Origin of the sequence: Rhizobium sp. NFR12 (assembly GCF_900108545.1) — a bacterium.
Taxonomy (GTDB): Bacteria; Pseudomonadota; Alphaproteobacteria; order Rhizobiales; family Rhizobiaceae; genus Neorhizobium; species Neorhizobium soli.
In genome coordinates, this window is sequence record NZ_FNWM01000001.1 from 892437 (window position 1) to 916343 (window position 23907).

At 62.0% G+C, this 23907-nt stretch carries 27 protein-coding genes; 15 read left to right on the plus strand and 12 right to left on the minus strand.

Annotation, left to right across the window (positions count from 1 at the left end; translation table 11 throughout):
- Positions 1–91 precede the first annotated feature (91 nt).
- From urtE to ureG, 14 genes are all read left to right on the plus strand, one after another.
- Complete coding sequence (gene urtE / locus BLW69_RS04300) at positions 92–787, plus strand: urea ABC transporter ATP-binding subunit UrtE (RefSeq protein ID WP_092660139.1); 696 nt, start codon at positions 92–94, stop codon at positions 785–787.
- 202 nt (positions 788–989) lie between these two features.
- Entirely contained in the window at positions 990–2144 is a 1155-nt protein-coding gene (locus BLW69_RS04305; protein ID WP_139283788.1) for a CE1 family esterase, read from the plus strand.
- Positions 2081–2905 (plus strand): urease accessory protein UreD, encoded by an 825-nt coding sequence (locus BLW69_RS04310; RefSeq protein WP_062455240.1) that lies wholly within the window; start codon positions 2081–2083, stop codon positions 2903–2905. Before BLW69_RS04305 ends, BLW69_RS04310 begins: the two co-directional genes overlap by 64 nt.
- 33 nt (positions 2906–2938) lie before the next feature.
- A complete protein-coding gene (locus tag BLW69_RS04315) occupies positions 2939–3241 on the plus strand; it encodes an urease subunit gamma (RefSeq protein ID WP_062455242.1) in 303 nt (100 codons plus the stop codon).
- Between the two features lie 10 nt (positions 3242–3251).
- Complete coding sequence (locus BLW69_RS04320) at positions 3252–3515, plus strand: DUF1272 domain-containing protein (RefSeq protein WP_092660143.1); 264 nt, start codon at positions 3252–3254, stop codon at positions 3513–3515.
- A gap of 11 nt (positions 3516–3526) precedes the next feature.
- Entirely contained in the window at positions 3527–3832 is a 306-nt protein-coding gene (locus tag BLW69_RS04325) for an urease subunit beta (protein ID WP_092660145.1), read from the plus strand.
- Entirely contained in the window at positions 3829–4245 is a 417-nt protein-coding gene (locus BLW69_RS04330) for a lysozyme inhibitor LprI family protein (protein WP_092660147.1), read from the plus strand. The genes BLW69_RS04325 and BLW69_RS04330 overlap by 4 nt, the downstream gene beginning before the upstream one ends.
- An 84-nt stretch (positions 4246–4329) precedes the next feature.
- Positions 4330–4599: an AbrB/MazE/SpoVT family DNA-binding domain-containing protein gene (locus tag BLW69_RS04335; RefSeq protein WP_092660149.1), complete on the plus strand. Its 270-nt coding sequence runs from the start codon at positions 4330–4332 to the stop codon at positions 4597–4599.
- Positions 4596–5003 (plus strand): PIN domain-containing protein, encoded by a 408-nt coding sequence (locus tag BLW69_RS04340; protein WP_092660151.1) that lies wholly within the window; start codon positions 4596–4598, stop codon positions 5001–5003. Before BLW69_RS04335 ends, BLW69_RS04340 begins: the two co-directional genes overlap by 4 nt.
- Before the next feature lie 3 nt (positions 5004–5006).
- On the plus strand, positions 5007–6716 hold the full coding sequence (gene ureC / locus BLW69_RS04345) for an urease subunit alpha (protein WP_092660153.1): 1710 nt from the start codon (positions 5007–5009) through the stop codon (positions 6714–6716).
- 25 nt (positions 6717–6741) lie between these two features.
- Positions 6742–7425: a TIGR02117 family protein gene (locus BLW69_RS04350; RefSeq protein ID WP_092660155.1), complete on the plus strand. Its 684-nt coding sequence runs from the start codon at positions 6742–6744 to the stop codon at positions 7423–7425.
- Positions 7426–7528: 103 nt separating this feature from the next.
- Positions 7529–8005 (plus strand): urease accessory protein UreE, encoded by a 477-nt coding sequence (gene ureE / locus BLW69_RS04355; protein WP_062457838.1) that lies wholly within the window; start codon positions 7529–7531, stop codon positions 8003–8005.
- 6 nt (positions 8006–8011) lie between these two features.
- Positions 8012–8713, plus strand: coding sequence for an urease accessory protein UreF (locus BLW69_RS04360; RefSeq protein WP_244508737.1), 702 nt, complete (start codon positions 8012–8014; stop codon positions 8711–8713).
- 42 nt (positions 8714–8755) lie between these two features.
- Positions 8756–9367 carry an urease accessory protein UreG gene (gene ureG / locus BLW69_RS04365; protein ID WP_062582696.1) on the plus strand — a complete coding sequence of 204 codons (612 nt, stop codon included), beginning with the start codon at positions 8756–8758 and terminating at the stop codon, positions 9365–9367.
- Between the two features lie 107 nt (positions 9368–9474).
- On the opposite strand, the gene BLW69_RS04370 is transcribed toward ureG, so the two are convergent.
- From BLW69_RS04370 to BLW69_RS04405, 8 genes are all read right to left on the minus strand, one after another.
- Positions 9475–10161: a Crp/Fnr family transcriptional regulator gene (locus tag BLW69_RS04370; RefSeq protein ID WP_062455259.1), complete on the minus strand. Its 687-nt coding sequence runs from the start codon at positions 10159–10161 to the stop codon at positions 9475–9477.
- A gap of 187 nt (positions 10162–10348) precedes the next feature.
- Positions 10349–13660, minus strand: coding sequence for an efflux RND transporter permease subunit (locus BLW69_RS04375; RefSeq protein ID WP_092660157.1), 3312 nt, complete (start codon positions 13658–13660; stop codon positions 10349–10351).
- A gap of 10 nt (positions 13661–13670) precedes the next feature.
- Positions 13671–14915, minus strand: coding sequence for an efflux RND transporter periplasmic adaptor subunit (locus tag BLW69_RS04380; protein ID WP_092660159.1), 1245 nt, complete (start codon positions 14913–14915; stop codon positions 13671–13673).
- Positions 14916–15199: 284 nt separating this feature from the next.
- Positions 15200–16165 (minus strand): ABC transporter substrate-binding protein, encoded by a 966-nt coding sequence (locus tag BLW69_RS04385; protein WP_092660161.1) that lies wholly within the window; start codon positions 16163–16165, stop codon positions 15200–15202.
- Positions 16166–16220: 55 nt separating this feature from the next.
- Positions 16221–17351 (minus strand): ABC transporter permease, encoded by a 1131-nt coding sequence (locus tag BLW69_RS04390; RefSeq protein WP_092661040.1) that lies wholly within the window; start codon positions 17349–17351, stop codon positions 16221–16223.
- Positions 17352–17359: 8 nt separating this feature from the next.
- Positions 17360–18247, minus strand: coding sequence for an ABC transporter permease (locus BLW69_RS04395; RefSeq protein WP_092660163.1), 888 nt, complete (start codon positions 18245–18247; stop codon positions 17360–17362).
- Positions 18244–18624 carry an endonuclease domain-containing protein gene (locus tag BLW69_RS04400; RefSeq protein ID WP_062455266.1) on the minus strand — a complete coding sequence of 127 codons (381 nt, stop codon included), beginning with the start codon at positions 18622–18624 and terminating at the stop codon, positions 18244–18246. The genes BLW69_RS04395 and BLW69_RS04400 overlap by 4 nt, the downstream gene beginning before the upstream one ends.
- A gap of 229 nt (positions 18625–18853) precedes the next feature.
- Positions 18854–19636: an ABC transporter ATP-binding protein gene (locus BLW69_RS04405; protein WP_062582706.1), complete on the minus strand. Its 783-nt coding sequence runs from the start codon at positions 19634–19636 to the stop codon at positions 18854–18856.
- Between the two features lie 126 nt (positions 19637–19762).
- On the opposite strand from BLW69_RS04405, the gene BLW69_RS04410 reads away from it, so the two are divergent.
- A complete protein-coding gene (locus BLW69_RS04410; protein ID WP_062582708.1) occupies positions 19763–20173 on the plus strand; it encodes a cupin domain-containing protein in 411 nt (136 codons plus the stop codon).
- A 44-nt stretch (positions 20174–20217) separates the two neighbouring features.
- Here BLW69_RS04410 and hydA read toward each other — a convergent pair whose 3' ends face one another.
- The 4 genes from hydA to BLW69_RS04430 form a co-directional block, all read right to left on the minus strand.
- A complete protein-coding gene (gene hydA / locus BLW69_RS04415) occupies positions 20218–21672 on the minus strand; it encodes a dihydropyrimidinase (protein WP_092660167.1) in 1455 nt (484 codons plus the stop codon).
- 11 nt (positions 21673–21683) lie between these two features.
- Positions 21684–22046: a type II toxin-antitoxin system PemK/MazF family toxin gene (locus BLW69_RS04420; RefSeq protein ID WP_092660169.1), complete on the minus strand. Its 363-nt coding sequence runs from the start codon at positions 22044–22046 to the stop codon at positions 21684–21686.
- Positions 22043–22255 carry an antitoxin MazE-like protein gene (locus tag BLW69_RS04425; RefSeq protein ID WP_092660171.1) on the minus strand — a complete coding sequence of 71 codons (213 nt, stop codon included), beginning with the start codon at positions 22253–22255 and terminating at the stop codon, positions 22043–22045. Before BLW69_RS04425 ends, BLW69_RS04420 begins: the two co-directional genes overlap by 4 nt.
- A gap of 208 nt (positions 22256–22463) precedes the next feature.
- Positions 22464–23717 carry a Zn-dependent hydrolase gene (locus tag BLW69_RS04430; protein ID WP_092660173.1) on the minus strand — a complete coding sequence of 418 codons (1254 nt, stop codon included), beginning with the start codon at positions 23715–23717 and terminating at the stop codon, positions 22464–22466.
- Between the last annotated feature and the right edge of the window lie 190 nt (positions 23718–23907).

Sequence of the window (23907 nt, forward strand, 5' to 3'; positions counted from 1 at the left end):
GCTGCGACCTCCCCCCTCAAGGGGGAGGTGAAGGGGTGCGGCAAGCTTGTCGATCCTCGAACGGCCGACACAAAGAGAAAAGAGACCGACCATGCTGACAGTCGAAAACGTCAATCTCCATTACGGTGCAGCCCAGGCCCTGCGCGGCGTGTCGATCAAAGCCGATATGGGCAAGATCACCTGCGTGCTTGGTCGCAACGGCGTCGGCAAGTCGTCGCTGCTGCGCGCCGTCACCGGGCAGCATCCGGTGTCAGCGGGGACGATCAGCTTTCAGGGCGAGACGTTGAACGGGCTTGCACCCTATCACCGCGCCAGGCACGGCATCGGCTATGTGCCGCAGGGGCGCGAAATCTTCCCGCTGCTCACCGTTCAGGAAAACCTGCAAAGCGGTTACGCACCGCTGGAGCGCAAGGACAAGTTCATCCCGGACGACATCTTCGCGCTGTTCCCGGTGCTCAAATCCATGCTCGGGCGCCGCGGCGGCGATCTGTCCGGCGGCCAGCAGCAGCAGCTGGCGATCGGACGCGCCATGGTCACGCGGCCGAAAATCCTGGTGCTGGACGAGCCGACCGAAGGCATCCAGCCGTCGATCATCAAGGATATCGGCCGGGCTATCCGTTACCTGCGCGACAGTACCGGCATGGCGATTATGCTGGTCGAACAGTATCTCGACTTCTGCCGGGAGCTGGCAGATCATGTCTATATTATGGATCGTGGCGAGATCGTGCACGAAGGCGCCGCTGAGACACTGGATACGGCAGAAGCAAGGCGACACCTAACTGTTTAGGGGTCAATGTTTGCATGGCTTCTATTCGTTAACGCGGTTTCAAAGCCTGGGCCTGTGTGCTAGATGAACAGCAGATGAACGCATCTTCCGAACATCGTAGATAACCCCCGCACCCCATGATGAGGCGCTGATGGTCTTTGAACGCATTGTTGGTTCTCGTTCCCGCTCCGCCCTTCGCGCCACCGCGACCGGAGCGTTTTTCTTGGCCGCAGGTGCCGCTTTTGCCGGCTGTGGCCAGCCTATGACGCCGGGTCTCCACCCGGTCACCATCGAGACCGACGGTATCGAACGCCAGGCCGTCTACTTCGTGCCGTCGTCCTATACAGGCAAGGACAAACTGCCCGTCGTGTTCGATTTTCACGGCAGCAACTCCAATCCGGTCGGCCAGTTGAAGCGCTCTTCCTGGGACAAGGTTGCCGAAAAGAACGGGTTTATCGCCGTGGCGCTGCAAGGCAGCCTGTCCGGCAAGGCGCCGGGCACCTATGGCTGGAACGTTCCGCATGTGCAGGTGAGCCAGGCTATTCTTCCTAATGGCGCCCAGGGCGGCCAGGACGAGATCGCCTTTATCGAGGATGCCGTCGAAGAGGTGAAGGAAGACCTTTGCGTCGATCCGAACCGCATCTTCGCGTCCGGCTATTCCGGCGGCGGCCGCATGCTGTCGGCTTATGTCTGCTCCGGTCAGGACGATTTCGTCGCGGCAGGTTTCGTCAATTCGCTGCGCGCCGGTCGTCCCGTCGAGACCGATGGCAAGTGGGGGCCCGATGCCGCCAACTGCAATCCGGCCAAGCCGATCTCGATCGTGGCGTTTGCGGGCGAAAAGGATGCGCAGAACCCCTATGCCGGCGGCGGCAGCGCCTATTGGCAGTATGGTTTCAAGACGGCGATCAAGCGCTGGACCGATCTCGACGGCTGCAAGGGTAACGGTAACGCAAAGACTGTCGAAGGCGTGACCTACACGATGTACGGCACCTGCACCAACGGCGCCCGTATCGCGACCTACGTCTTCGAAAAGGGCACGCATGACTGGCCGAGGCCCTCCGAAGCCCGGGAAGCGGTGATGGCTGCTGCCAAGGATGGCGTTGCCGGTGTCACCAAGGTTTCGAGCGTCGTGCCGGCCAAGCCTGCCTTCGACGCCAATGTCGATCCGGCTTTCCGCATGTGGGATTTCTTCTCGAAAGCCGACACGACGGATATGGTCGCCACCGCGGCACCGGCGAAATCCTCTAGCGGATCGAAGTCTGGCACGACTGTTGCGTCTGACTGCTCGACACAGATCAACATGCAGGACACGACGTGCAGCAGCATTCAGCCGACGACACCCCGCCGCAGCGGGCAAGGGGTTCGGGACGCCTTGTAACGAAGGCGTTTGCCGGGCGCACACGGCTTGACCAGTTCTTCCAGGAGGGCTGCGCAAAAATACGCCTTCCGGAAACCTTTTCGCCTGAAATGGAGGCGATTCTCATCAACACGTCAGGGGGACTGACGGGCGGCGACGTGATCGATTGGTCCGTCGCCGCATCCGCTTCCACCCGCCTCTCGGTCACCACGCAGGCCAACGAGAAAATCTACAAGGCGGCCGCAGACACCGCTTCCGTCTCCACTCATATCACCGTCGGCGAAAACGCTTCCGTCCACTGGTTGCCGCAGGAAACCATACTGTTCGACCGCGCCTCGCTGACGCGAAGGCTTGATGTGGATCTGGCCGAAACCGCCGAGTTCCTGGCCGTCGAAGCCGTCATTCTTGGCCGCAAGATGATGGGCGAAGCGGTCAATCTCGGTTTCTTCCGGGATCGCTGGCGTGTCCGGCGCGCTGGCTCGCTCATTCACGCAGAAGAAATGCGTTTCGACGGCGAGATCGCGCGGCTGGCGGAAGCGGCCGCCGTCCTCTCCGGCCAGGTCGCGTTCGCGACATTGTTCTATTCGGGACCGCTGGCAGAAGCTCTGTTTCCGAAGCTGCGGGACTGTCTCGGGCCCACATCCGGCGGGGCCAGCTTCTTCAACGGCAAGATCGTTGCGCGTCTCACGGCGCCGACCGGGTTCGAGCTTAGAAAAATCCTGGTACCGGCAATTTCCGTATTGCGTAACGGCGCGCCAGTGCCGAAAGTCTGGAACATCTGATTTGTCATTGATGACGCCGATTGCGGGACGCCCATGAACCTCACCCCACGCGAAAAAGACAAGCTTCTGATCTCCATGGCCGCGGTCGTTGCCCGCCGTCGGCTGGAGCGGGGCGTCAAGCTGAACTATCCGGAAGCGATCGCGCTGATCACCGACTACGTGGTGGAAGGCGCCCGCGATGGGCGCTCCGTGGCCGCTTTGATGGAAGAGGGCGCGCATGTCATCACCCGCGACCAGGTGATGGATGGCATCCCTGAAATGATCCACGACGTGCAGGTGGAAGCGACGTTCCCGGACGGGACCAAGCTCGTCACCGTGCACGAACCGATCCGCTGAGAGGTTCGCCATGGCTCTCGAACTGCGCCCCAACTGCGAATGCTGCGACAAGGATCTCGCGCCCGACAGCCGCGAGGCGATGATCTGCACGTTCGAATGCACCTATTGCGTCGATTGCGCTACGAGCGTGCTTGCCGGTATCTGCCCGAATTGCAATGGTGAACTGGTGCGTCGTCCGGTGCGCCCGGCCGCAGCACTCGTCAACAATCCGGCCTCGACGGTGCGTGTTCTGAAGGCCGAAGGCTGCCAGCCGAAACTAGTATTGAGCGCCTGAGGAGGTGGACCATGATACCCGGTGAAGTCTTTACCGTTGCAGGCGAGATCGAACTCAATGTCGGCGCCCCGACGATTTCGATCGAGGTCTCCAATACCGGCGACCGGCCGGTGCAGGTGGGCAGCCACTACCATTTCTGCGAGACCAATAACGGACTTGCGTTCGATCGCGACAAGGCGCGGGGCATGCGGCTCGATATTCCCGCCGGCACTGCCGTTCGCTTCGAACCGGGTCAGACCCGGTCGGTAACGCTGATCCCGCTGTCTGGCGCCCGCAAGGTCTACGGGTTCCATCAGAAGATCATGGGTGCCCTATGAAATCGCTGGCGCTTCTCGCCGCATGTGGCTGCGTGCTGCTGATCGATGCCCCGGCGTCGGGCGAGGACAGGCCTGATGTGGACTGCGACAACGCCCAGGTTCAGATGGAACTGACCTACTGCGCCGAGCAGGACTTCATCGCCGCCGACAAGCTTCTCAACACGCAATACAAGAAGACCCGCGACCTGACGCGGGCGCATGATGCGGATGCCGATCCCTCCACGACAGGTGCGGAGAAGGCGCTGGTCGCCGCACAACGCGCCTGGGTCACCTATCGTGACGCCCAGTGCGCCTCCTACGGCTTCCAGGCCCGCGGCGGCTCGATGGAGCCGATGCTGATCTACGGCTGCCAGGCGGATCTGACTGCGAAGCGGACGGAGGAGCTGAAGGGCCTGATGGAGGAGGGGAACTGAGGCGGGTGCGCCGCCGGGAGCGGAATTGGTTGCGCTGGAATTTTGCGGTAAACTAGGGGCTATCGATAGCGCCGGAGCACGGTAATGGGCAGGTTCGAAGCCAAAACATCGACGGATGGCGAAGCAACGATCCCGGTCGAGGTGCGTCAGGCGCTCGGCCTGAAGCCTGGGGGCTCGGTGCAGTTCATCGTTGATGACGAGGGCAAGGTCACCGTCGAGGCGAAGAAAAGCGATCTTTCGCATCTGCGCGGCATCTTCGGCAAGCACGACGGCCCGCCAATGGATATCGAGGAGGCGATCACAGAGACGGTCGCCCGCCGGACGTCTCCCGGTCGCTCGGAGGATGATCCTTGATCGGTCTCGATACCAATATTCTTGCTCGATATTTTCTGGACGATGACCCTCTTTGGTCGCCACAGGTGGCGCAGTTTTTCGACGAAAGACTTTCCACGAGCCGGCAGGGGTTCATCAATCCCATCACGCTGGTGGAGCTCGTCTGGGTACTTCGTCGCAAATCCGGTTACGATCGCGAGCGATTGGCCACCCTTATCGAAGGACTTATCTCGTCCGACCGTCTCGTCATCGGCGAAGCTGATGCGGTTGCCAGAGCGCTTGCGTCGTTCAGGACGGGAACTGCCGGCTTTGCGGATTACTTTATTGCCGACCTCAACACGGCTGCCGGCGCGTCACCGACCGTGACACTCGACCACGCCGCCGCCACGAACATGCCTTTCATTCTGCTTTCTCAGGAAGTCTGATCCATGCCCTACAAAATGTCCCGCGCGTCCTATGCTTCCATGTTCGGCCCGACCACCGGTGACAAGGTGCGGCTTGCCGATACCGAACTCATCATCGAGGTAGAGAAGGATTTCACCGTCTATGGCGAAGAAGTCAAGTTTGGGGGCGGCAAGGTCATTCGTGACGGCATGGGGCAGAGCCAGGCAACGCGGGCCGAGGGCGCTGTCGATACTGTCATCACCAATGCGCTGATCGTCGATCACTCGGGCATCTACAAGGCCGATGTCGGTCTGAAGGACGGCCGGATCCATGCGATCGGCAAGGCCGGCAATCCGGATACGCAACCGGGTGTGACGATCATCGTCGGACCATCCACCGAGGCGATTGCCGGCGAAGGCAAGATCCTCACCGCCGGCGGCATGGATGCGCATATCCATTTCATCTGCCCGCAGCAGATCGAGGAAGCGCTGATGTCCGGCATCACGACGATGCTCGGCGGCGGCTCGGGCCCGGCGCACGGTACGCTGGCCACCACCTGCACCGGCGCCTGGCATATCGAGCGCATGATCGAAAGTTTTGACGCGTTTCCGATGAACCTCGCGCTCGCCGGCAAGGGCAATGCCTCGCTGCCGGCGCCGCTCGAGGAGATGATCCTCGCCGGCGCGTCATCGCTGAAGCTGCATGAGGATTGGGGCACGACGCCCGCTGCCATCGACAACTGCCTGACAGTCGCCGACGCCTTTGACGTGCAGGTGATGATCCACACCGATACGCTCAACGAAAGCGGCTTCGTGGAAGACACGATCGGTGCTATCAAGGGCCGCACCATCCATGCCTTCCACACGGAAGGGGCCGGCGGCGGTCACGCGCCTGACATCATCAAGATCTGCGGCAATCCCAACGTCATTCCGTCCTCGACCAATCCGACGCGGCCCTACACGATCAACACGCTGGCCGAACATCTCGATATGCTGATGGTCTGCCACCACCTGTCGCCGTCGATACCGGAAGACATCGCCTTTGCCGAAAGCCGCATCCGCAAGGAGACGATCGCTGCCGAAGACATCCTGCACGATATCGGCGCCTTCTCGATCATCTCGTCGGACAGCCAGGCGATGGGCCGCGTCGGCGAAGTTGCCATCCGCACCTGGCAGACGGCCGACAAGATGAAGCGCCAGCGCGGCCATCTGGCCGACGAAACCGGCGACAACGACAATTTCCGCGTCAAACGCTATATCGCCAAATACACGATCAACCCCGCGATCGCGCACGGCATCAGCCATGAAATCGGCTCGGTCGAAGTCGGCAAGCGCGCCGATCTGGTGCTCTGGAGCCCTGCCTTTTTCGGCGTGAAGCCGGAAATGGTGCTGCTCGGCGGCTCGATTGCGGCAGCACCGATGGGTGATCCCAACGCGTCTATCCCGACGCCGCAGCCGATGCATTATCGCCCGATGTTTGCAGCCTATGGCAAGCTGCGCACCAATTCCTCCGTCACCTTCGTCTCCCAGGCATCGCTCGATGGCGGCATCGTCGGCAGACTGGGGGTTGCTAAAAAGCTCTTGGCCGTCCGCAACACCCGTGGCGGCATCTCGAAAGCGTCGATGATCCACAATTCGCTGACGCCGCATGTGGAGGTCGATCCGGAGACCTACGAAGTGCGTGCTGATGGAGAGCTCCTGACCTGCAAGCCGGCAACGGTTCTGCCGATGGCACAGCGGTACTTCCTCTTCTGATGCAATACCTTACCGGAAACGGCGCATGAAGAGGTTTGCACGGCGGTTGCTGCTGGCGATCCCTGTCATTGGCCTGCTAATCGTGCTGGCGGCCGCCATCGGCACATTCGTGCCGCGGCCATTGTTTGCGCCGGATCGCCCCCACGCTGCCGAAAACACGCGCCGGATTCTGGTTCTTTCGAACCCGATCCATACGGATCTCGTCATCCCGCTCGATGCGGAAACGCGGGCGTCCTATTCGTTTCTGGAAGCATCAGGCATTCCCGTCGCCGATCCCGCGGCAGAATGGCTGGTGATCGGCTGGGGAGGGCGGTCCTTCTATCTGGAAACGCCGACCTGGGCCGATCTCAAACCCATGCCGGCCTTCCGCGCGCTGACCATCGATTCCTCGGTCATGCATGTCGATGTCGCCGGCGGCATAGACGACACGCATCCGGCCGTGCAGGCGTTCGATCTCGATGCAGATCAATTCCAAGCCATGTCCGACTTCATTCGTGCCAGTTTTGTGGAGGTGGATAACAAGGTCGTGCCCATCCCCGGCGCAGGCTACGGCGTCTATGACCGCTTCTTTGAAGCGCATGGATCGTTCAACGCGCTTGTCGGCTGCAACACCTGGACCGCGCGGGCGCTGAGGGCCGCGGGACTGCGCACGGGGCTGTGGAATCCACTGCCGCAGTTGCTGGCGCTGTCGCTCCGGATTTTCAATTGACGGCCCATGCTTTTCCCGGCCACGGATTTTGCAGCCGGGAGCGTAACTAGGCCTTGTGCCGAGCATCGCGCTTGGTGATTATGCCGCCTTCAAGGAGACTTTCATGCAGCATATCCATTCCTATCGTCCCGCCGGTGAAATCAGCGATCCGCCGGTGGATGTCGTCACCTTGCCGCATGATCTGCGGCACCTGCGCCGCAAGCTGCTGCATCTGTCGAACGGCGACATGGTGATGCTCGATCTCAAGGAAGCGGTGCTGTTTCACCATGGTGACCGGCTGGTGCTTGAGAACGGGGATACGGTGGAAGTGCAGGCGGCGCCGGAAAAGCTGTTCGAGGTCAAGGCGCGCGATACGCTGCACCTGATCGAGCTTGCCTGGCATCTCGGCAACCGGCACCTGTCGGCGCAGATCGAGGACGGCCGTATCCTCATCCTGCGCGATCACGTCATCCGTTCCATGCTGCAGGGCCTCGGCGCAACCGTCACCGACATTGACGAACCCTTCCAGCCGGCCCGCGGCGCCTATCACGCGCATGGCGGCCATGATCACGGCAGTCACGGTCATCATGCCCATGACTGAACCGGTATGATGCAAGACGTGGGTCTGCAGGGTAAGCTTGGGCAGGGGCTAGATACGCACGCCTTGCTCCGTCTGATGGCATGGCTGTCTCCGGCTTTTCCGATCGGCGGCTTTGCCTGGTCGGGCGGGCTGGAGCGCGCGGTGGCGGATCGGCTGGTGACATCGGCCTCGGATCTCGCATCCTGGCTCGAAACCATCCTGCTTCACGGTTCGCTCTGGAACGATGCGGTTCTGTTTTCGAGCGCTTTCGAGGCTGTCGATCAACCCGACGCGTTGAAGGACCTCTCCGAACTCGGTCTGGCGCTGGCAGGCTCGGCGGAGCGCCATGCGGAAACGTTATCGCTCGGCCAGGCCTTCGTCACGGCTGCCATCGCCTGGCCGCACGCTGTGCTGCAGCTTTTGCCGAAACAGGTGCCGTTTCCGGTCGCGGTCGGCGCCATCTCGGCGGCCCATGGCGTGCCGAAGACGAGCGCAATCGCCGCCTATCTGCATGCGGCTGTCTCGCAATCGGTCTCGGCCGGCATCCGCCTTGGTGTGTGCGGTCAGGCCCACGGCGTCGGCATTCTGGCCGGTCTTGAATCTCTGGTTGGCGATGTCGCGGAGAAGGCGCACGGCGCGACGCTCGATGATCTCGGCGGTGCCGCCGTGCAGGCGGAGATCGCCTCGCTTCGCCACGAAACACAGCATTCGCGGCTGTTCCGGTCCTAGCGACCGGGATAAGCTGCTCCAGCAATCGAAAGGATAGTCCCCATGAAATCGGCAAACGGACCGCTTCGCGTCGGGATCGGCGGGCCGGTCGGCTCCGGCAAGACGGCGCTTACCGAAAAGCTCTGCAAGGCCATGCGCGACAAATATTCGGTCGCCGTCGTCACCAACGATATCTACACGAAAGAGGATGCCGAAGCGCTGGTGCGGATGCAAGCGCTGTCGTCTGACCGGATCGTCGGTGTCGAGACGGGCGGATGTCCGCATACGGCGATCCGCGAGGATGCGACGATCAATCTTCAGGCGATCGCCGGTCTCAACGAGCGCATTCCGGATCTCGACATCGTGTTCATCGAATCCGGCGGCGATAATCTGGCGGCCACGTTTTCGCCTGATCTTGCCGACATCACCATCTACGTGATCTCCACCTGCCAGGGCGAGGAAATCCCGCGCAAGGGCGGGCCGGGCATTACCCGCTCCGATCTCCTGATCATCAACAAGAAGGATCTGGCGCCTTACGTCGATGTCGATATCGACGTGATGGACAGGGATGCCTCGCGGATGCGCGAAATGAAGCCGCATGTCTTCACCGACCTCAAGCGCGGCGAGGGCGTCGAGCATGTGGTGCGGTTTCTGGAGACGCAGGGCGGGCTGTGAGATCGCAATGACGAGGTCTGCGGTTTCCTGACCCTTTGAGGCAAGCCATGCTGACGCGAGTGGCCGGCCTGCTCGGGCCGGCCTCCCGGGTTACTTGCTTCGACGGTTCAGATCTCCCGCAGCGCCTGTACGTCCACCACTTGGATGATGCGGCCGCGAACCGTGACGCCTGTCTTGCGCAGGGACGAAAAGGCGCGCGACAGGGCTTCCGGGGCAAGTCCCAGCATGCCGGCGAGCAGGCTTTTCTGGAACGGCAGGCGGATGGCTGCCGGTCCACCGTCAACCGGGCAGCGGCTGAGGATGTAGTTTGCCACCCGTTGCGGCGCCGTGAACAGCCGGTCGTTGGCAACACAGTCCATCGTGCTGATCAGATGACGCGACAGGGTCGTCATCACGGCGCGGGAAATACCGGGATCCTCTTCGGCCAGATCCTTGACCGTCTGCAGGTCGAAACGCACCAGCGTGCAGGTCTCTGCGGCCTGCGCGAAAAAGGGATACTTCCTGTCCGCATAGAGCATGCACTCGCCGAACGTATCTCCCGGTGCGGAAATGCGGATATCCGCATCGCGCCCGTCTCGGCTCAGCCGGTAGAGGCGGACATAGCCGTTCAGCACACAGTAAAACGCTTCGGCACGTTGGCCCTCTCGCACGATGAGGTCACGGGCGGACACTGTCTCGACACTCATCGCCGACAGCATCTTGACCAGCGAGTTACCGGTCAGGCCGTGCATGAAAGGCGTTTTCATGAGAACCGCGCGGTCGCGATTGTTGAGTTTGATGTCGCCGTTGCCCATGTCCGTTCTTCTTTTCTGGCGGGGAGCTTCCTAGAATGTAATTATTCTAAATTAACACGTGCTCCGAAGCGCGTTTTGACGTCGATCAAATCGTCCAAGATTCTTTGCGATCGGGATGCGCTTTTGCATTTCCGCACCCTTCGACGTCTTCTGCCCCACCGGGAATCGCTTGCTCGGAACGGTGTTTTTACTCCGCAGCCATGGGCGGAAGCCGCAGGACCTTGGCGCCACCAGAGGCGCTGAGCATATCGTGGTCGATGCCGTTTTCGCGTTCCAGCCGGCGAAGCCGCTCGCCAAGGTCACGGTTCTCCTGGGTCAGTTCCTCATTGGAAAGGCCGAAATCCTCCTCTTCTTTCTTGCCGACCAGGCGACCGAAGATCCGCCCGAGCAGGCCGGAAAGATCGTCCATGATGAGGAAGAAGGCGGGGACAACGAGGAGCGACAGGACGGTGGAAACGATGATGCCGCCGATCACGGCGATTGCCATCGGGGCGCGGAACGATCCGCCTTCGCCGATACCCATCGCCGAGGGCAGCATACCGGCCGACATTGCGATAGACGTCATGATGATCGGGCGGGCGCGCTTGCGGCCGGCTTCAACCATGGCGTGAACACGCTCCAGTCCGTGGCGTTTCATCTCGATGGCGAAATCCACGAGCAGGATGGCGTTCTTCGTGACAATCCCCATCAGCATCAAAATACCGATCAGAACCGGCATCGACAGCGCGTTCTGGGTGACGATCAGCGCCACCGCCACGCCGCCGATCGCAAGCGGCAGCGAGAACAGGATGGTCAGCGGCTGGATGACGTCCTTGAACAGCAGGATCAGAACGACCAGAACCAGAAGCAGGCCCATCAGCATGGCGTTGCCGAAGCTCTGGGTCATTTCCGCCTGCACCTTGGCGTCGCCGCTTTCTGCCAGCCGAACCGATGGCGGAAGGTTGGTTTCGTCGACGATGCGTTTGAACTCGGCCGACGACGTGTCGAGTGCCGTGCCGAAGGGCACATCCGAGCCGATCGCCACGACGCGGTTGCGGTCGTTGCGCGTGATCGAACTCGGGCCTTCCGAATAATCCACGTCGGCAACACTGGTGAGCGGCACCGTGGCACCGCTTGCGGTCCTCAGCTTCAACGCCTTGATCGCTGCTAGATCACGCCGCACATCGAGTGAGGTCTGGACACGGATCGGGATCTGCCGGTCATCGAGGTTGATCTTGGCGAGATTGGCGTCGATATCGCCGATGGTCGCGACGCGCACGGTCTCGGAAATTTGCTGCGGCGTAATGCCGAGGCGCGCGGCTTCCGCCATGCGCGGACGGATCTGCAGTTCCGGCCGGGGCAGGGCGCCGTCGGAGGAAACATTGGCAAGGATCGGCGAAGCGCGCAGGCGCGATTCCAGGAGCCCGATCGCATCGTTCAGGTCCGCCTCGTTGTCGGAGAGGAAGTTGAACGCCAGTTCGCGCTCGGCGCGGTCGTTGACCTTCGAGATACGCACGTCCGGGATATCGCGGATTGCGGCAAAGATGTCCTTTTCCACGTCCCATTGCGGACGGGTACGGCCATGTTCTTCCATTTTCGGCAAAGAAGAGCCGATCAGCGGCAGGCTACCCAGCCCCTTGTTGACCAGCGTCTTGATCAGCGAATGGTCGATGTTTTCGAGGATGACACGAACGGTCGAGCGGCGCAGTTCAAGATCGCCCTTGGGCGATGCGCCACCGAGCACGAAGACGCTTTCGACGCCGTCGATATCGCGAACCGCGCGGTCGATCTTTTCAGACGTCTCGGCGGTCTCTTCCAGTGTCGCATTGGGCGGCAACTCGACGGAGAGAACGACGCGCGAGGAATCGTCGGGCGGCAGGAAGCTGCCGGGCACCTTGCTCAGCAGGAAGAGCGAGCCGGCGAGGAAGGCGATGGCGCCAAGAAGCGTCGCATAGCGCCAGTACCATTTGCGGGTCGTGCCGGTGACGAGGCGCGTATAGGCGCGCATGATCCAGCCGTCATTGTCGTGATGGTCTTCCATCCCGTCTTCGGCGCGCATCAGATAGGCTGCCATCAGCGGCGTGATCAGGCGCGCGACCGCCAGCGAGAAGAAGACCGAGAATGCAACGGTGAGGCCGAACTGGATGAAATACTGGCCGGGAACGCCCGGCATGAAGGAGACGGGCACGAACACGGCAATGATCGTGAAGCTCGTTGCGATGACCGCGAGCCCGATCTCGTCGGCCGCCTCGAGTGCGGCCTTGTATGGCGTCTTGCCCATCTTGATATGGCGGGCGATGTTTTCGATCTCGACGATCGCGTCATCCACCAGAATGCCGGTCGCAAGCGTCAGCGCCAGGAACGACACGAGGTTGAGCGAGAAGCCCATCAGGTCCATGACCCAGAAGGTGGGGATAGCCGATAGCGGCAGGGCGACTGCTGCAATCAGCGTCGCGCGCCAGTTGCGCAGGAACAGCATGACGACGATGATGGCAAGGATCGAGCCTTCCACCAGCGTGTGAAGGGCCGCTTCGTAATTGCCGTAGGTGAAATAGACGGAGTCGTCGACCATGGCGATCGCGACATCGGGATGCGCCTTGCGCACGCCATCGAGGCTTTCCGCCACGGTTTCGGCGACCGAGACTTCGCTCGCACCCTTGGCGCGGAAGACGGCAAAGGTGACGGCCGGCGTGCCGTTGAAGCGCGAGAAGGACTTCTGCTCCTCGTAGGTATCGGTGACGGTGCCGAGCTCCGACAGCCGCACGAAACGGTTGTTGGAAAGGCTGATCGACGTCTCGGCCAGTTGCGCCACATCGCGGGCATCGCCAAGCGTGCGGATCGTCTGTTCGTTGCCGGCCACCTGGCCGCGGCCGGAGCCGAGATTGACGTTGGTGCCGCGCAGCTGCTGGTTCACGTCGGCCGCCGTGATGCCATAGGCATCGAGCTTGGCGGGATTGAGCGAGACGCGCACTTCGCGATCCGAGCCGCCGTAACGGTCGATCCGGCCGATCCCGGCCTGGCCTTCCAGCGCCCGCGTCACCGTGTCATCGACGAACCAGGAGAGTTCCTCGAGCGTCATGTTGGGCGATGAGACGGCGAATGTCTGGATCGCCTGTCCTTCGACATCGACCTTGGTGACGATCGGTTCCTCGATGCCGGCCGGCAGGTCGCCGCGGATCTTGTCGATCGCGTCCTTGGTATCCTGCACAGCTTCGGGCGTTGGCTTTTCGATGCGGAAGACGACGACCGTCTGCGACTGGCCATCGGTGATGGTGGACTGGACTTCGTCGATGCCGCTGATCGAGGCAACGGCATCCTCGATCTCCTTGGTCACCTGTACTTCCAGTTCGGCAGGCGAGGCGCCGGACTGGACGACGGTGACGGAGACGACGGGCACGTCGATATTCGGGAAGCGGGTGATCGGCAGCGCATAGAAGGACTGAATGCCGACGTACAGCAACAGGGCAAAGCCGAGAAGCGGCGCGATCGGGTTGCGGATGGACCAGGCGGAGAAGTTCATCTTCGCGTCCTCAATTCGAAACAGCGGCGGGCGGGGCCCGGTCAGCTTCGGCCTTGTCGGCGCCAGCCTTTGAGCCCGGCAGGACCGGGTTGATCTTGTCGCCGTCGCGCACGAAGGCGCCGGCCTTGGCGACGACCCGGTCGCCCTCGGCAATGCCACTGACGATCTGGATAAAGCCGCCATCCTGGATGCCGGTCTCTATCTTGACCTGCTTGACCGTGTCGCCGTCCACCTTGCGGGTGACCGAGCCCGACGGCGCCGTGGTCACGGCCGAGAGCGGCAGGGCCAGCGCCGTCGTTTCGGTGATGACGATCTCCGCACTGCCATACATGCCCGATCGGGCACCACTTTCGTCATCCACGACGATATGCACGGCGCCGAGGCGGGTGGTCGCATCGACGGAGGGCGAAACGATCCGCACCTTGCCTTCGATCTTGCGTGTGCCGCCGGCAATGGTGATGATCGCCTTCTGGCCGAGCTTGACCTTCTGGATGTCTGTTTCCGAAAGATCGGCCACGAGTTCGATCGCGCCGTCCTTGATGATGGTGAAGAGCGGTTCGCCGGCGCCGGCGGCAATCGCGCCGATCCGCGCATTCTTGGCCGTGACGACGCCATCAACCGGGCTTTTGACGCCGGTGCGGGCAAGGTTGAGGTCGACGTCCTTGATCTGCGCATCGACGACCTTGACGTCGGCCTCACCGACGGAAACGGCCTGTTTCGCCGCGTTCAGCCGTGCTTCGGCGACTTCAACCTGGGCCTGCGTCTGTTCGACCTGGCTCTGGCTGCTGGTGCCGTTTTGTCCGAGTTTTCTGGTGCGGTCGCGCTGGCGGATGGCGTCGGCCAGATTGGCTTCGGCCTCGATCACCTGCGCCTTGTATTGCGCGACGCCGGCCTCGGCCTTGGTCCTGTTTGCCTCAAGCTGGCTTTTTTGCAGAATGAGCGAGTCGTCGTTGAGGGTTGCGAGAACCGCGTCCTGCTTCACCTCGTCGCCGACATCGGCATCGACGCTGCGGATAGAGAGACCGTCGACCAGAGGCTGGATGTAGATTTCCTCGATCGGGCGGATCGTACCGGTCGCGATGACCCGATCGGTCATCGGGCGGGTTTTGGCCTCGGTCACGATGATCGACGGAAGGTTCTTCTGCGGTGCGGTCGGCTGTGCTTGCTGCGCCAATGCCGGAAAGGCGAGGAGCGTGATCAGGGCAGGGGCGAGGGACGCCGCCAACAACGCGAGCTTTGACGAAATGCGAAACATGCGACGACTTCCGATGCACCAGAGGGTCTTTATTTCGCTGTCCGGGATCCGCGCCCCTCCCTGCGCAGTTCCTGATGAGGTGGTGACGACCCAAAGCCGCCACAAGTCCGTCACCCGACAAATTCATGTCCCGTGTTTTTACGGCTTCCGTCGCCGCAAATCAATCTGCTCGCGGAAATGCCAAGACCAAGATCAGTGATGGTTACCGCCCCATAAAATATGCCCGGCAGCGCGCCGGGCATATACTGTTTTCGGCAGGTTAGATCGGCTCGATCAGGCCCTGCTTATTTAAGAGCGGCGGTCGTTACATCGGTCGTGTAGCCACCATCCGGCTGCTTGGTGATGATCTTCTGGTCGAGCAGCGCCTTTACCGTGCGCTCGTAGGTCGACATGTCCAGCTTGCCGTCGCCGATCAGCTTTGCCACTTCGCCCATCATGCGCTTCTGGTGGTTCTCGTCCTGGCCGCCATTGTCCATGACGATCTCTGCGGCTTCTTCCGGGTTCTCGATCGCGTATTTCCAGCCCTTCATCGAAGCGCGCACGAACTTGACCATGTTCTCCTTGAACTTCGGATCGGCCAGCTTGGTATCGAGAGCGTAGAGCCCGTCTTCCAGAAGGTCGTTGCCGAGCTTGGTATAGTTGAAGACGACCAGATCTTCGGCCTTGAAGCCGGCGTCGATCGCCTGCCAGTATTCGTTATAGGTCATGACGGAGATGCAGTCCGCCTGCTTCTGGATCAGCGGCTGGACGTCGAAGCTCTGCTTCAGAACCGTCACGCCATCCGTACCGCCCTCGGTCTTCAAGCCGATCTTGTTCATCCAGGCAAAGAACGGATACTCGTTGCCGAAGAACCAGACGCCGAGCGTCTTGCCCTTGAAATCGGCTTCCGTCTTGACCGGGCCGTCCTTCGGGCAAATCAGCTCGAGACCGGACTTGGCGAAAGGCTGGGCGATGTTGGTCAGCGGTACGCCCTTTTCGCGGGCAACCAGCGCGCCGCCCATCCAGTCGACGATCACGTCGGCGCCGCCGCCGGCGATCACCTGTTCCGGAGCGATATCGGGACCACCCGGCTTGATCGTCACGTCGAGGCCTTCCTCCTCGTAGAAGCCCTTGTCCTTGGCCACGAAATAACCGCCGAACTGGCCCTGGGCGACCCATTTCAGCTGCAGCGTCAGCTTGTCGGCGGCGAATGCATTGGATGCGGCAAGCGAGAACGCTCCCGCCATCAGTGCCATGATCATCTTTTTCATTGTCGTTTCCCTCTTTTGTTGCCGCCCCCGTTTTCGGGATGCGGATCGTCAGCGACTAACCCCCACGGTTAGACGGATGCCAGAATGTCGTTGCTCTCTCGGCAAGGGCGACGACGCCATAAAAGAGCGATCCGGCGAGCGCCGCAACCGCGATTTCGGCCCAGACCATGTCGACATTCATGCGCCCGATCTCGGTGGAGATGCGAAAGCCCATGCCGACGATCGGCGTGCCGAAGAATTCCGCGACGATGGCGCCGATCAGCGCCAGGGTGGAATTGATCTTCAGCGCGTTGAAGATGAAGGGCATGGCGGCCGGAAGCCTGAGCTTCATCAGCATCTGCCGGTAATCCGACGCATAGGAGCGCATCAGGTCACGCTCCATCGTTCCGGAGGCGGAAAGCCCGGCCACCGTGTTCACCAGCATCGGGAAGAAGGTCATGATCGTGACGACGGCGGCCTTCGACTGCCAGTCGAAACCGAACCACATGACCATGACCGGTGCGACGCCGATGATCGGCAGCGCCGACATCAGATTGCCGATCGGCATCAGTCCTGCGCGCAGGAAGGCGAAGCGGTCGGCCAGGATCGCCACCACGAAGCCCGCGCTGCAGCCGAGGATGTAACCCGCCAGCACCGCCTTGAAGATGGTCTGCTGCACGTCCGCCCAGAGGATCGACAGCGACGCTGCAATCCGCAGCCCGATCGAGGAGGGCGGCGGCAGGAGGATGAAGGGCACGCCGAAGCCGCGGGTGAGCGCCTCCCACAGGATCAGCAGCCACGCGCCGAAGATCGCCGGGATCGCGAGACCCAGAAGCCCATCCGCAAACCTGGAACGGGTCCGGATCTCCGACAACAGGCTGACGCAGCGCCATGCCAGCAGCCAGTTGGCGGCGATCATCAGGAAAAACGCGGTTGCCGCCTTGCCCTCGTTTCCGGAAAGGCCTGAAATCAGGATGCTGGTCGACAGGTGGCAGAAGACGAAGATCGCTGCCGCGAGAAACAGGGGCGGGAGCGGCAGAAACGAAACGACCGCGCCTGCAATCGACAGAGCGAAGATCGCAAATAGTGCCATCGGTGCAAAACGCGCCACCGCATCGGGATCGAGGAGCGGAAGGGTCGCAAGTGCGGCGAGCGACAGCGCCAGGGACAGCCAGCCCTGCCATGACGTGAGGAGGGAGGTTCGCATCAGCGCGCTCATGTCGGCTTTCCTCCCATGTTGCGGTTGACGATCTTTCCGGCGATCCCGACGACTGCGACCAGAAGCGATGCCAGCACCGAGCCCGCAACCAGCGCCGCCCAGATATCGATCGTCTGGCTGTAATAGGCGCCGGCGAGAAGCTTCGAGCCGATGCCGGCGACAGCACCGGTCGGCAGCTCGCCAACGATGGCACCGACCAAGCTTGCGGCAATCGCCACCTTCATCGAGGTAAACAGGAACGGCACCGAGGCGGGGACACGCAGCTTCCAGAAAGTCTGTGCGGCGCTGGCATGATAGGTGCGCATCAGATCGAGCTGGATCAGTTCCGGCGAGCGCAGGCCCTTCACCATACCGACTGCGACGGGGAAGAACGAGAGGTAGGTGGAGATCACTGCCTTGGGCACCAGACCGGAAATCCCGATCGCGCCGAGCGTGACGATCACCATCGGCGCGACGGCAAGGATCGGCACGGTCTGCGACGCGATGATCCACGGCATCAGGCTGCGGTCGAGCGCGCGCACGTGGACGATGCCGACCGCGATCAGGATGCCGAGAAGCGTTCCGAAACCGAAGCCCGCAAGCGTCGAGGAGAGCGTCACCCAGGCGTGATAGACGAGGCTGCGGTTGGAGTTGAGCTTGCGCAGAAACGTGTTCTCGAAAACATTCGACGCCACCTGATGCGGCGCCGGCAGGATCGGTTTCGGCTGCGACATCGTCTTGCCGAGGAATTCCATCGGCGTCGAGGTCACACTGGCGCGCCGGTCGAGATCGCGCTGGAACGGCGCATTCATGAAATAGGCGCCGACATACCAGACCGCGACGATGACGAGCACGACCGTTGCGACGGGCAGGATGCGGGATTTCAGTGTGTCCTGGGTGGTCATGTCGGCGGCCTTTCCAGAAAAGGCGCGATTAGAGCTTCGATGGTCGTGAAGACGTAATCCGGTCCGTCAATGACCTGATGGTTATCGAAACGCATGACAGTGAAGCCCTGTCCCTTCATGAACGCATCGCGCCGCACGTCGTGAGCCCGACCATGATCGGTTTCATGACTGTCGCCATCCACCTCGATCACGATTCTGGCGGAAAGCCACGCGAAATCAGCAATATAAGGACCGATTGGAGTCTCGCGCCTGAAGCGCGCGCCAAACTGCCGGAAGTCGCGGAGCATAGTCCACATCGCGGATTCGGCTTTGGTCAGTTCGCGGCGAAGCCGTTTGGCGCTTCGTCGTGTCCTGGGATCGATGTTGGAATGCGGCATGCGAATTCCTTTCTCGAAAAACGACAAGACCCCGGCGACATGCTGATGTGATCGGTAAAAGAAAGACCCCCTCTGGCCTGCCGGCCATCTCCCCCACAAGGGGGGAGAGACTACGCTGCACCGCTCAGTCCATATTCCACTGCAGAGACGGTTTTTGGTGAGGGCGCGGCAAGTTAAGCCCTCCCCCTTGTGGGGAGGGTGGGGAGGGGTCTTTTTGCTGACGCAGGTCTTATTCCTCATAGCTGTGCCCTGCGCGTAGACCTTCGCGGACCCGGTGAGCGATCGCCAGGAATTCCGGCGTCTCCCGGATATCCAGCGGGCGCTCCTTCGGCAGGGTCGAGGTGATCACGTCGGTCACCCGTCCGGGCCGCGGCGACATCACCACGATCTTGGTGGAAAGATAGACCGCCTCGGGGATCGAGTGGGTGACGAAGCAGATGGTCTTCTGCGTCCGCTCCCAGAGTTTCAGGAGTTGCTCGTTCAGATGGTCGCGGACGATCTCGTCCAGTGCGCCGAAGGGCTCGTCCATAAGAAGGAGATCGGCATCGAAGGCGAGGGCCCGGGCGATCGAGGCGCGCTGCTGCATGCCGCCGGAAAGCTGCCAAGGATATTTCTTGCCGAAGCCCGAGAGATTGACGAGATCGAGCGTCCGTTCGATGCGGCTTGCGCGTTCCGCTGCCGAATAGCCCATGATTTCCAGCGGCAGGGCGATGTTGTTCTCGATCGTCCGCCACGGATAAAGCGCCGGCGCCTGGAAGACATAGCCATAGGAGCGGCTCTTGCGCGCCTCCTCCGGCGTCATGCCGTTGACGAGGATTTCGCCCGAGGTTGCCCGTTCCAGATCCGCGATTACCCGCAAAAACGTCGTCTTGCCGCAGCCGGAGGGGCCGATGAAGGAAACGAAGTCGCCCTTCTTCACGTCGAGATCGACATCAGACAGCGCATGAACGGGCCCGTCGCCGGTCTCGAAGGTCAGGCCGAGCTTTCGCGCGGAGACGACGGAGTAGGTCATGGGCGCGCTCCGTCGCAAGCGTGGCTGATCGTTTGAAGGGCCGGGTTTTCTGGTATCATGGAGCTGCACATCCGGCCGTCGGCGCCATGAAGGCGGCCGCGGCTCCGCTGGAGAGGGGGAATTTCAATGGACACGTCATCAAGACCGACCTGCCGTATCGTCAGGCCCGATGCCGCCTATGACGGCAAGCAGGGTCTCACCTATGTGCAGGGCATTTCCGCCGAAACGGTCGGCTCCATGGGCATCTGCATGCATCTTCTGACCATTCCGCCGGGGGCAAAAGCCAAGGCCCATCTGCACGAGACCCATGAGACCGCGATCTACATGCTCTCCGGCTCCGCCGACACCTGGTATGGCGACCGGCTGGAGAACCACGTCGTGCTGCATGCGGGCGAGCTGATGTACATCCCGGCCGGTGTTCCGCATCTGCCGGCCAACCGGTCGGGCACGCCCTGCACCGCGATCATCGCGCGCACGGATCCCAACGAGCAGGAAAGCGTGGTCCTGCTGCCGGAACTGGACGCTTTGGTGGACTGAGCCACCGGCCTCCGCCTCATCGGGTATCGCTGTCATCAAGCCGCTCATACGCCTGATGCCGGGATGCCGGAGCGTTCCACCTTGCGCGGCGCGGTGATTTCCTTCCAGGCCGACAGCGCCTTGCTGACGGCAGGGAACGGCGGGCGGGAAACGAACTTGCCGTCGCCCGGCTTCGTGCGGATCTCGTCATTGGCATAGGCGACATTGCCGCGCGACAGCGTGAAGCGCGGCAGGCCGGTCACCTGCTTACCCTCGAACACGTTGTAATCGATCGCCGATTGCTGGGTTGCGGCGGAGATCGTCTTTGAGGCCTTCGGGTCGAGCACCACGATATCCGCGTCGGCTCCAACAAGGATCGCGCCCTTCTTCGGGTAGATGTTGAGGATCTTGGCGATATTGGTGGAGGTGACCGCAACGAACTCGTTCATGGTGATGCGGCCTGTCTCGACGCCGTGCGTCCACAGCATCGGCAGGCGGTCTTCAAGGCCGCCGGTGCCGTTCGGGATCTTGCGGAAATCGCCGCGCCCGGTACGCTTCTGCTCCGTGGTGAAGGCGCAGTGGTCGGTCGCCACCACCTGCAGCGAACCGGACGCCAGGCCCGCCCAAAGCGAATCCTGATGGCGCTTGTCGCGGAACGGCGGCGACATCACGCGGCGGGCTGAGTGATCCCAGTCTGGATGGGCGTATTCGCTCTCATCGAGCGTCAGATGCTGGATCAGCGGTTCGCCATAGACCCGCATGCCGGACTGGCGCGCGCGCCTGATCGCCTCATGCGCCTGTTCGCAGGACGTGTGCACCACATAGAGCGGCACGCCCGCGGTATCGGCGATGATGATGGCCCGGTTGGTCGCCTCGCCCTCGACGGAAGCGGGGCGCGAATAGGCATGCGCCTCTGGCCCGTCATTGCCCGCATCCATCAGCTTCTGCTGCATGGCGGCGACGATATCGCCGTTTTCCGCATGCACGAGGGGCAGGGCGCCAAGCTCGGCGCAGCGCGAGAACGAGGCGAACATCTCGTCGTCATTGACCATCAGCGCGCCCTTGTAGGCCATGAAGTGCTTGAACGTGTTGATGCCATGGTTGCGCACCACCGCCTTCATCTCGTCGAACACCTGCTCGCCCCACCAGGTGATCGCCATGTGGAAGGAATAGTCGCAGTGCGCGCGGGTCGCCTTGTTGTCCCAGCGCTTCAGCGCATCAAGCAGCGACTGGCCCGGCTCGGGCAGGCAGAAATCGACCACCATCGTGGTGCCGCCCGAAAGCGCCGCGCGCGTGCCGCTATCGAAATCGTCGGCCGAATAGGTGCCCATGAACGGCATTTCCAGATGCACATGCGGATCGATCCCGCCCGGCATCACGTAGGCGCCCGACGCATCCAGGACTTCCTCGCCCCGGAGATCCGGCCCGATCTCGACGATACGACCACCCTCGATCTTCACATCCGCCTTGTAGGTGAGGTCGGCTGTCACGACAGTGCCGTTCTTGATGATGGTGGTCATGGCTCGCTCCCTTATTTTATTGTGGCGATTGGCAGCACCGATTGCCGCAGGCCGATAATACTGATCAACGCACTCTCAAGTCGCTGCATCTCGTCGTCACCGAGATGCCCAATGATCTGACGGATCGACGCCTTTCTAAGGTGGGTCATCTTGTCGGTCATGATCTGGGATATTGCCTGCAGCCCGTTCGATGCTGAGGGCGTCAGGGTCGGTCGAAAATCCGGAGAGTCAGAGAGAAACGTCGTCAGCGGGCATAGGAGAAGCGTGACGTGGCCCTCGATGAACTCGTCGGCGTGGACGATGACCGCGGGTCTTGGCTTGCCAAGGACACCCTGAAACGCCGCCGTGACCATGTCGCCTCTTTTCAGGTTCACGGTTTCTCCCAGTCGTCAGCAGGGCTTTCGTCAGTGAATTCTATGATGCCAGCGTTGCGATCCGCCTCTGCCGATGCCTTCGCCTGCAGGGCCGCCCGCAATCGATAGACCTCGCTGGTAAAGTCCGGCACCCAAACCTCGATCGGCCGGTAGCCCTTGCGGATCAGCTCGGCGCGTTCTTCCTCAGAGACTTCGCGTGGCCTGCCCATGTCATCGCCTCCTGTCACTGATGGCGCGATGCCGCGCTATGGACGAGTTTTCCGGATCGGGCGGCAGGTGACGGCCGGCACGCTGTCAGACCCACATTTCCGCGTCGCGCTGACGGCGCGCAGAGGCTCGAAATCAGGGTTTTCCGGTGCTGTTGACATGCGGCTGGCTCCGCTTTTGCTGCCGGCGCCGAGTGTAGCTCGGATCGGCTCACGCCACAATCTCCGCCGTTTCCAGCACCGCGTGCAGCAGCACGTCGCAGCCGGCTGTCGCCCACTCCTTGGAGATCTCTTCGGCCTCGTTGTGCGAGACGCCGTCGACGCAGGGGCAGAAGATCATCGTCGAGGGTGCCAGTCTTGCCGCCCAACACGCATCGTGGCCGGCGCCGGAAATGATGTCCAGGTGGCTGTAGCCGAGCTTGACCGCGGCATTGCGCACCCGGCCGACCAGAACCGGATCGAAGGTGACCGGATCGAAATGACCGACGGCTTCCACCGCGCAGCCGACGCCGAGCGCTTCGCAGATCTCGATTGCGCCCGCCTCGATCTTTTCCCGCATGCGGTCGAGCTTTTCCTGCGTCGGCGTGCGCATGTCGACGGTAAAGACGACCTTGCCGGGCAGCACGTTGCGGGAATTGGGCGAGAAGAATGCCTGGCCGACGCCAGCGACAGCGCCCGGCTGCTCCGCCATCGCCACGTCCTGCACCAGTTCCAGAATGCGGCCGAACGCGAGCCCCGCATTGCAGCGGCGGTCCATCGGCGTCGAGCCGGTATGCGCTTCCTTGCCGGTCAGCGTGAATTCCAGCCACCACAGGCCCTGGCAGTGGGTAACGACGCCGATCTGCTTTTGCTCGGCTTCGAGGATCGGGCCCTGCTCGATATGATATTCGAAATAAGCATGCATCTTGCGGGCGCCGACCTCTTCGTCGCCCAGCCAGCCGATCCGCTTCAGCTCTTCGCCATACGTCTTGCCGTCCGGATCCTTGCGGCTATAGGCGTAGTCGAGCGAATGAACACCGGCAAACACACCGGAAGCGAGCATGGCCGGCGCAAACCGCGCACCTTCCTCGTTCGCCCAGTTGGTAACGACGACAGGATGCTTCGTCTTCACGCCGAGATCGTTCATCGAGCGGATAACTTCGAGCCCCGCCAGGACACCGAGCACGCCGTCATATTTGCCGCCGGTGGGCTGGGTATCGAGGTGGGAGCCGATATAGACCGGCAGCGCATCGGGATCGGTTCCGGCGCGGGTCGCAAACATCGTGCCCATCGTGTCGGTGCCGACTGTCATGCCGGCGTCTTCGCACCAGCGCTTGAACAGGTGGCGGCCTTCGCCGTCCTCGTCGGTCAAGGTCTGGCGGTTGTTGCCGCCGGCAATGCCGGGGCCGATCTTTGCCATCTCCTCCAGCATGTCCCACAGCCGGTCGCCGTTCACACGCATGTTCTCGCCCGGTGCTGCCGCCATCATCTTGTCCTTACCCGTTATGCCTGCAAGAGCCGCGTTCCAGACCCACGTTTGGCCAGATCTGAAACATCGGCATTGCGTTTGTTTTGTCTGTGATCGATAATTTGACCGACTGGTAAAACATACAATTTCCCGACCGCCACTCAAGCCGTAAATCACGAAAAATACTCGCCTATTTTCGCGCCAGATG

Excerpts from the sequence above, each read along its gene's own strand:
- BLW69_RS04350 (WP_092660155.1), top strand. The coding sequence starts at position 6,742 with ATGAAGAGGTTTGCACGGCGGTTGCTGCTGGCGATCCCTGTCATTGGC.
- ureG (WP_062582696.1), top strand. The coding sequence starts at position 8,756 with ATGAAATCGGCAAACGGACCGCTTCGCGTCGGGATCGGCGGGCCGGTC.
- BLW69_RS04335 (WP_092660149.1), top strand. The coding sequence starts at position 4,330 with ATGGGCAGGTTCGAAGCCAAAACATCGACGGATGGCGAAGCAACGATC.
- BLW69_RS04320 (WP_092660143.1), top strand. The coding sequence starts at position 3,252 with ATGGCTCTCGAACTGCGCCCCAACTGCGAATGCTGCGACAAGGATCTC.
- BLW69_RS04360 (WP_244508737.1), top strand. The coding sequence starts at position 8,012 with ATGATGCAAGACGTGGGTCTGCAGGGTAAGCTTGGGCAGGGGCTAGAT.
- BLW69_RS04380 (WP_092660159.1), bottom strand. The coding sequence starts at position 14,915 with ATGTTTCGCATTTCGTCAAAGCTCGCGTTGTTGGCGGCGTCCCTCGCC.
- BLW69_RS04400 (WP_062455266.1), bottom strand. The coding sequence starts at position 18,624 with ATGCCGCATTCCAACATCGATCCCAGGACACGACGAAGCGCCAAACGG.
- BLW69_RS04425 (WP_092660171.1), bottom strand. The coding sequence starts at position 22,255 with ATGGGCAGGCCACGCGAAGTCTCTGAGGAAGAACGCGCCGAGCTGATC.
- BLW69_RS04370 (WP_062455259.1), bottom strand. The coding sequence starts at position 10,161 with ATGGGCAACGGCGACATCAAACTCAACAATCGCGACCGCGCGGTTCTC.
- BLW69_RS04385 (WP_092660161.1), bottom strand. The coding sequence starts at position 16,165 with ATGAAAAAGATGATCATGGCACTGATGGCGGGAGCGTTCTCGCTTGCC.
- hydA (WP_092660167.1), bottom strand. The coding sequence starts at position 21,672 with ATGACCACCATCATCAAGAACGGCACTGTCGTGACAGCCGACCTCACC.
- BLW69_RS04390 (WP_092661040.1), bottom strand. The coding sequence starts at position 17,351 with ATGCGAACCTCCCTCCTCACGTCATGGCAGGGCTGGCTGTCCCTGGCG.
- ureE (WP_062457838.1), top strand. The coding sequence starts at position 7,529 with ATGCAGCATATCCATTCCTATCGTCCCGCCGGTGAAATCAGCGATCCG.
- urtE (WP_092660139.1), top strand. The coding sequence starts at position 92 with ATGCTGACAGTCGAAAACGTCAATCTCCATTACGGTGCAGCCCAGGCC.
- BLW69_RS04315 (WP_062455242.1), top strand. The coding sequence starts at position 2,939 with ATGAACCTCACCCCACGCGAAAAAGACAAGCTTCTGATCTCCATGGCC.
- ureC (WP_092660153.1), top strand. The coding sequence starts at position 5,007 with ATGCCCTACAAAATGTCCCGCGCGTCCTATGCTTCCATGTTCGGCCCG.
- BLW69_RS04325 (WP_092660145.1), top strand. The coding sequence starts at position 3,527 with ATGATACCCGGTGAAGTCTTTACCGTTGCAGGCGAGATCGAACTCAAT.
- BLW69_RS04375 (WP_092660157.1), bottom strand. The coding sequence starts at position 13,660 with ATGAACTTCTCCGCCTGGTCCATCCGCAACCCGATCGCGCCGCTTCTC.
- BLW69_RS04410 (WP_062582708.1), top strand. The coding sequence starts at position 19,763 with ATGGACACGTCATCAAGACCGACCTGCCGTATCGTCAGGCCCGATGCC.
- BLW69_RS04405 (WP_062582706.1), bottom strand. The coding sequence starts at position 19,636 with ATGACCTACTCCGTCGTCTCCGCGCGAAAGCTCGGCCTGACCTTCGAG.
- BLW69_RS04330 (WP_092660147.1), top strand. The coding sequence starts at position 3,829 with ATGAAATCGCTGGCGCTTCTCGCCGCATGTGGCTGCGTGCTGCTGATC.
- BLW69_RS04395 (WP_092660163.1), bottom strand. The coding sequence starts at position 18,247 with ATGACCACCCAGGACACACTGAAATCCCGCATCCTGCCCGTCGCAACG.
- BLW69_RS04430 (WP_092660173.1), bottom strand. The coding sequence starts at position 23,717 with ATGGCGGCAGCACCGGGCGAGAACATGCGTGTGAACGGCGACCGGCTG.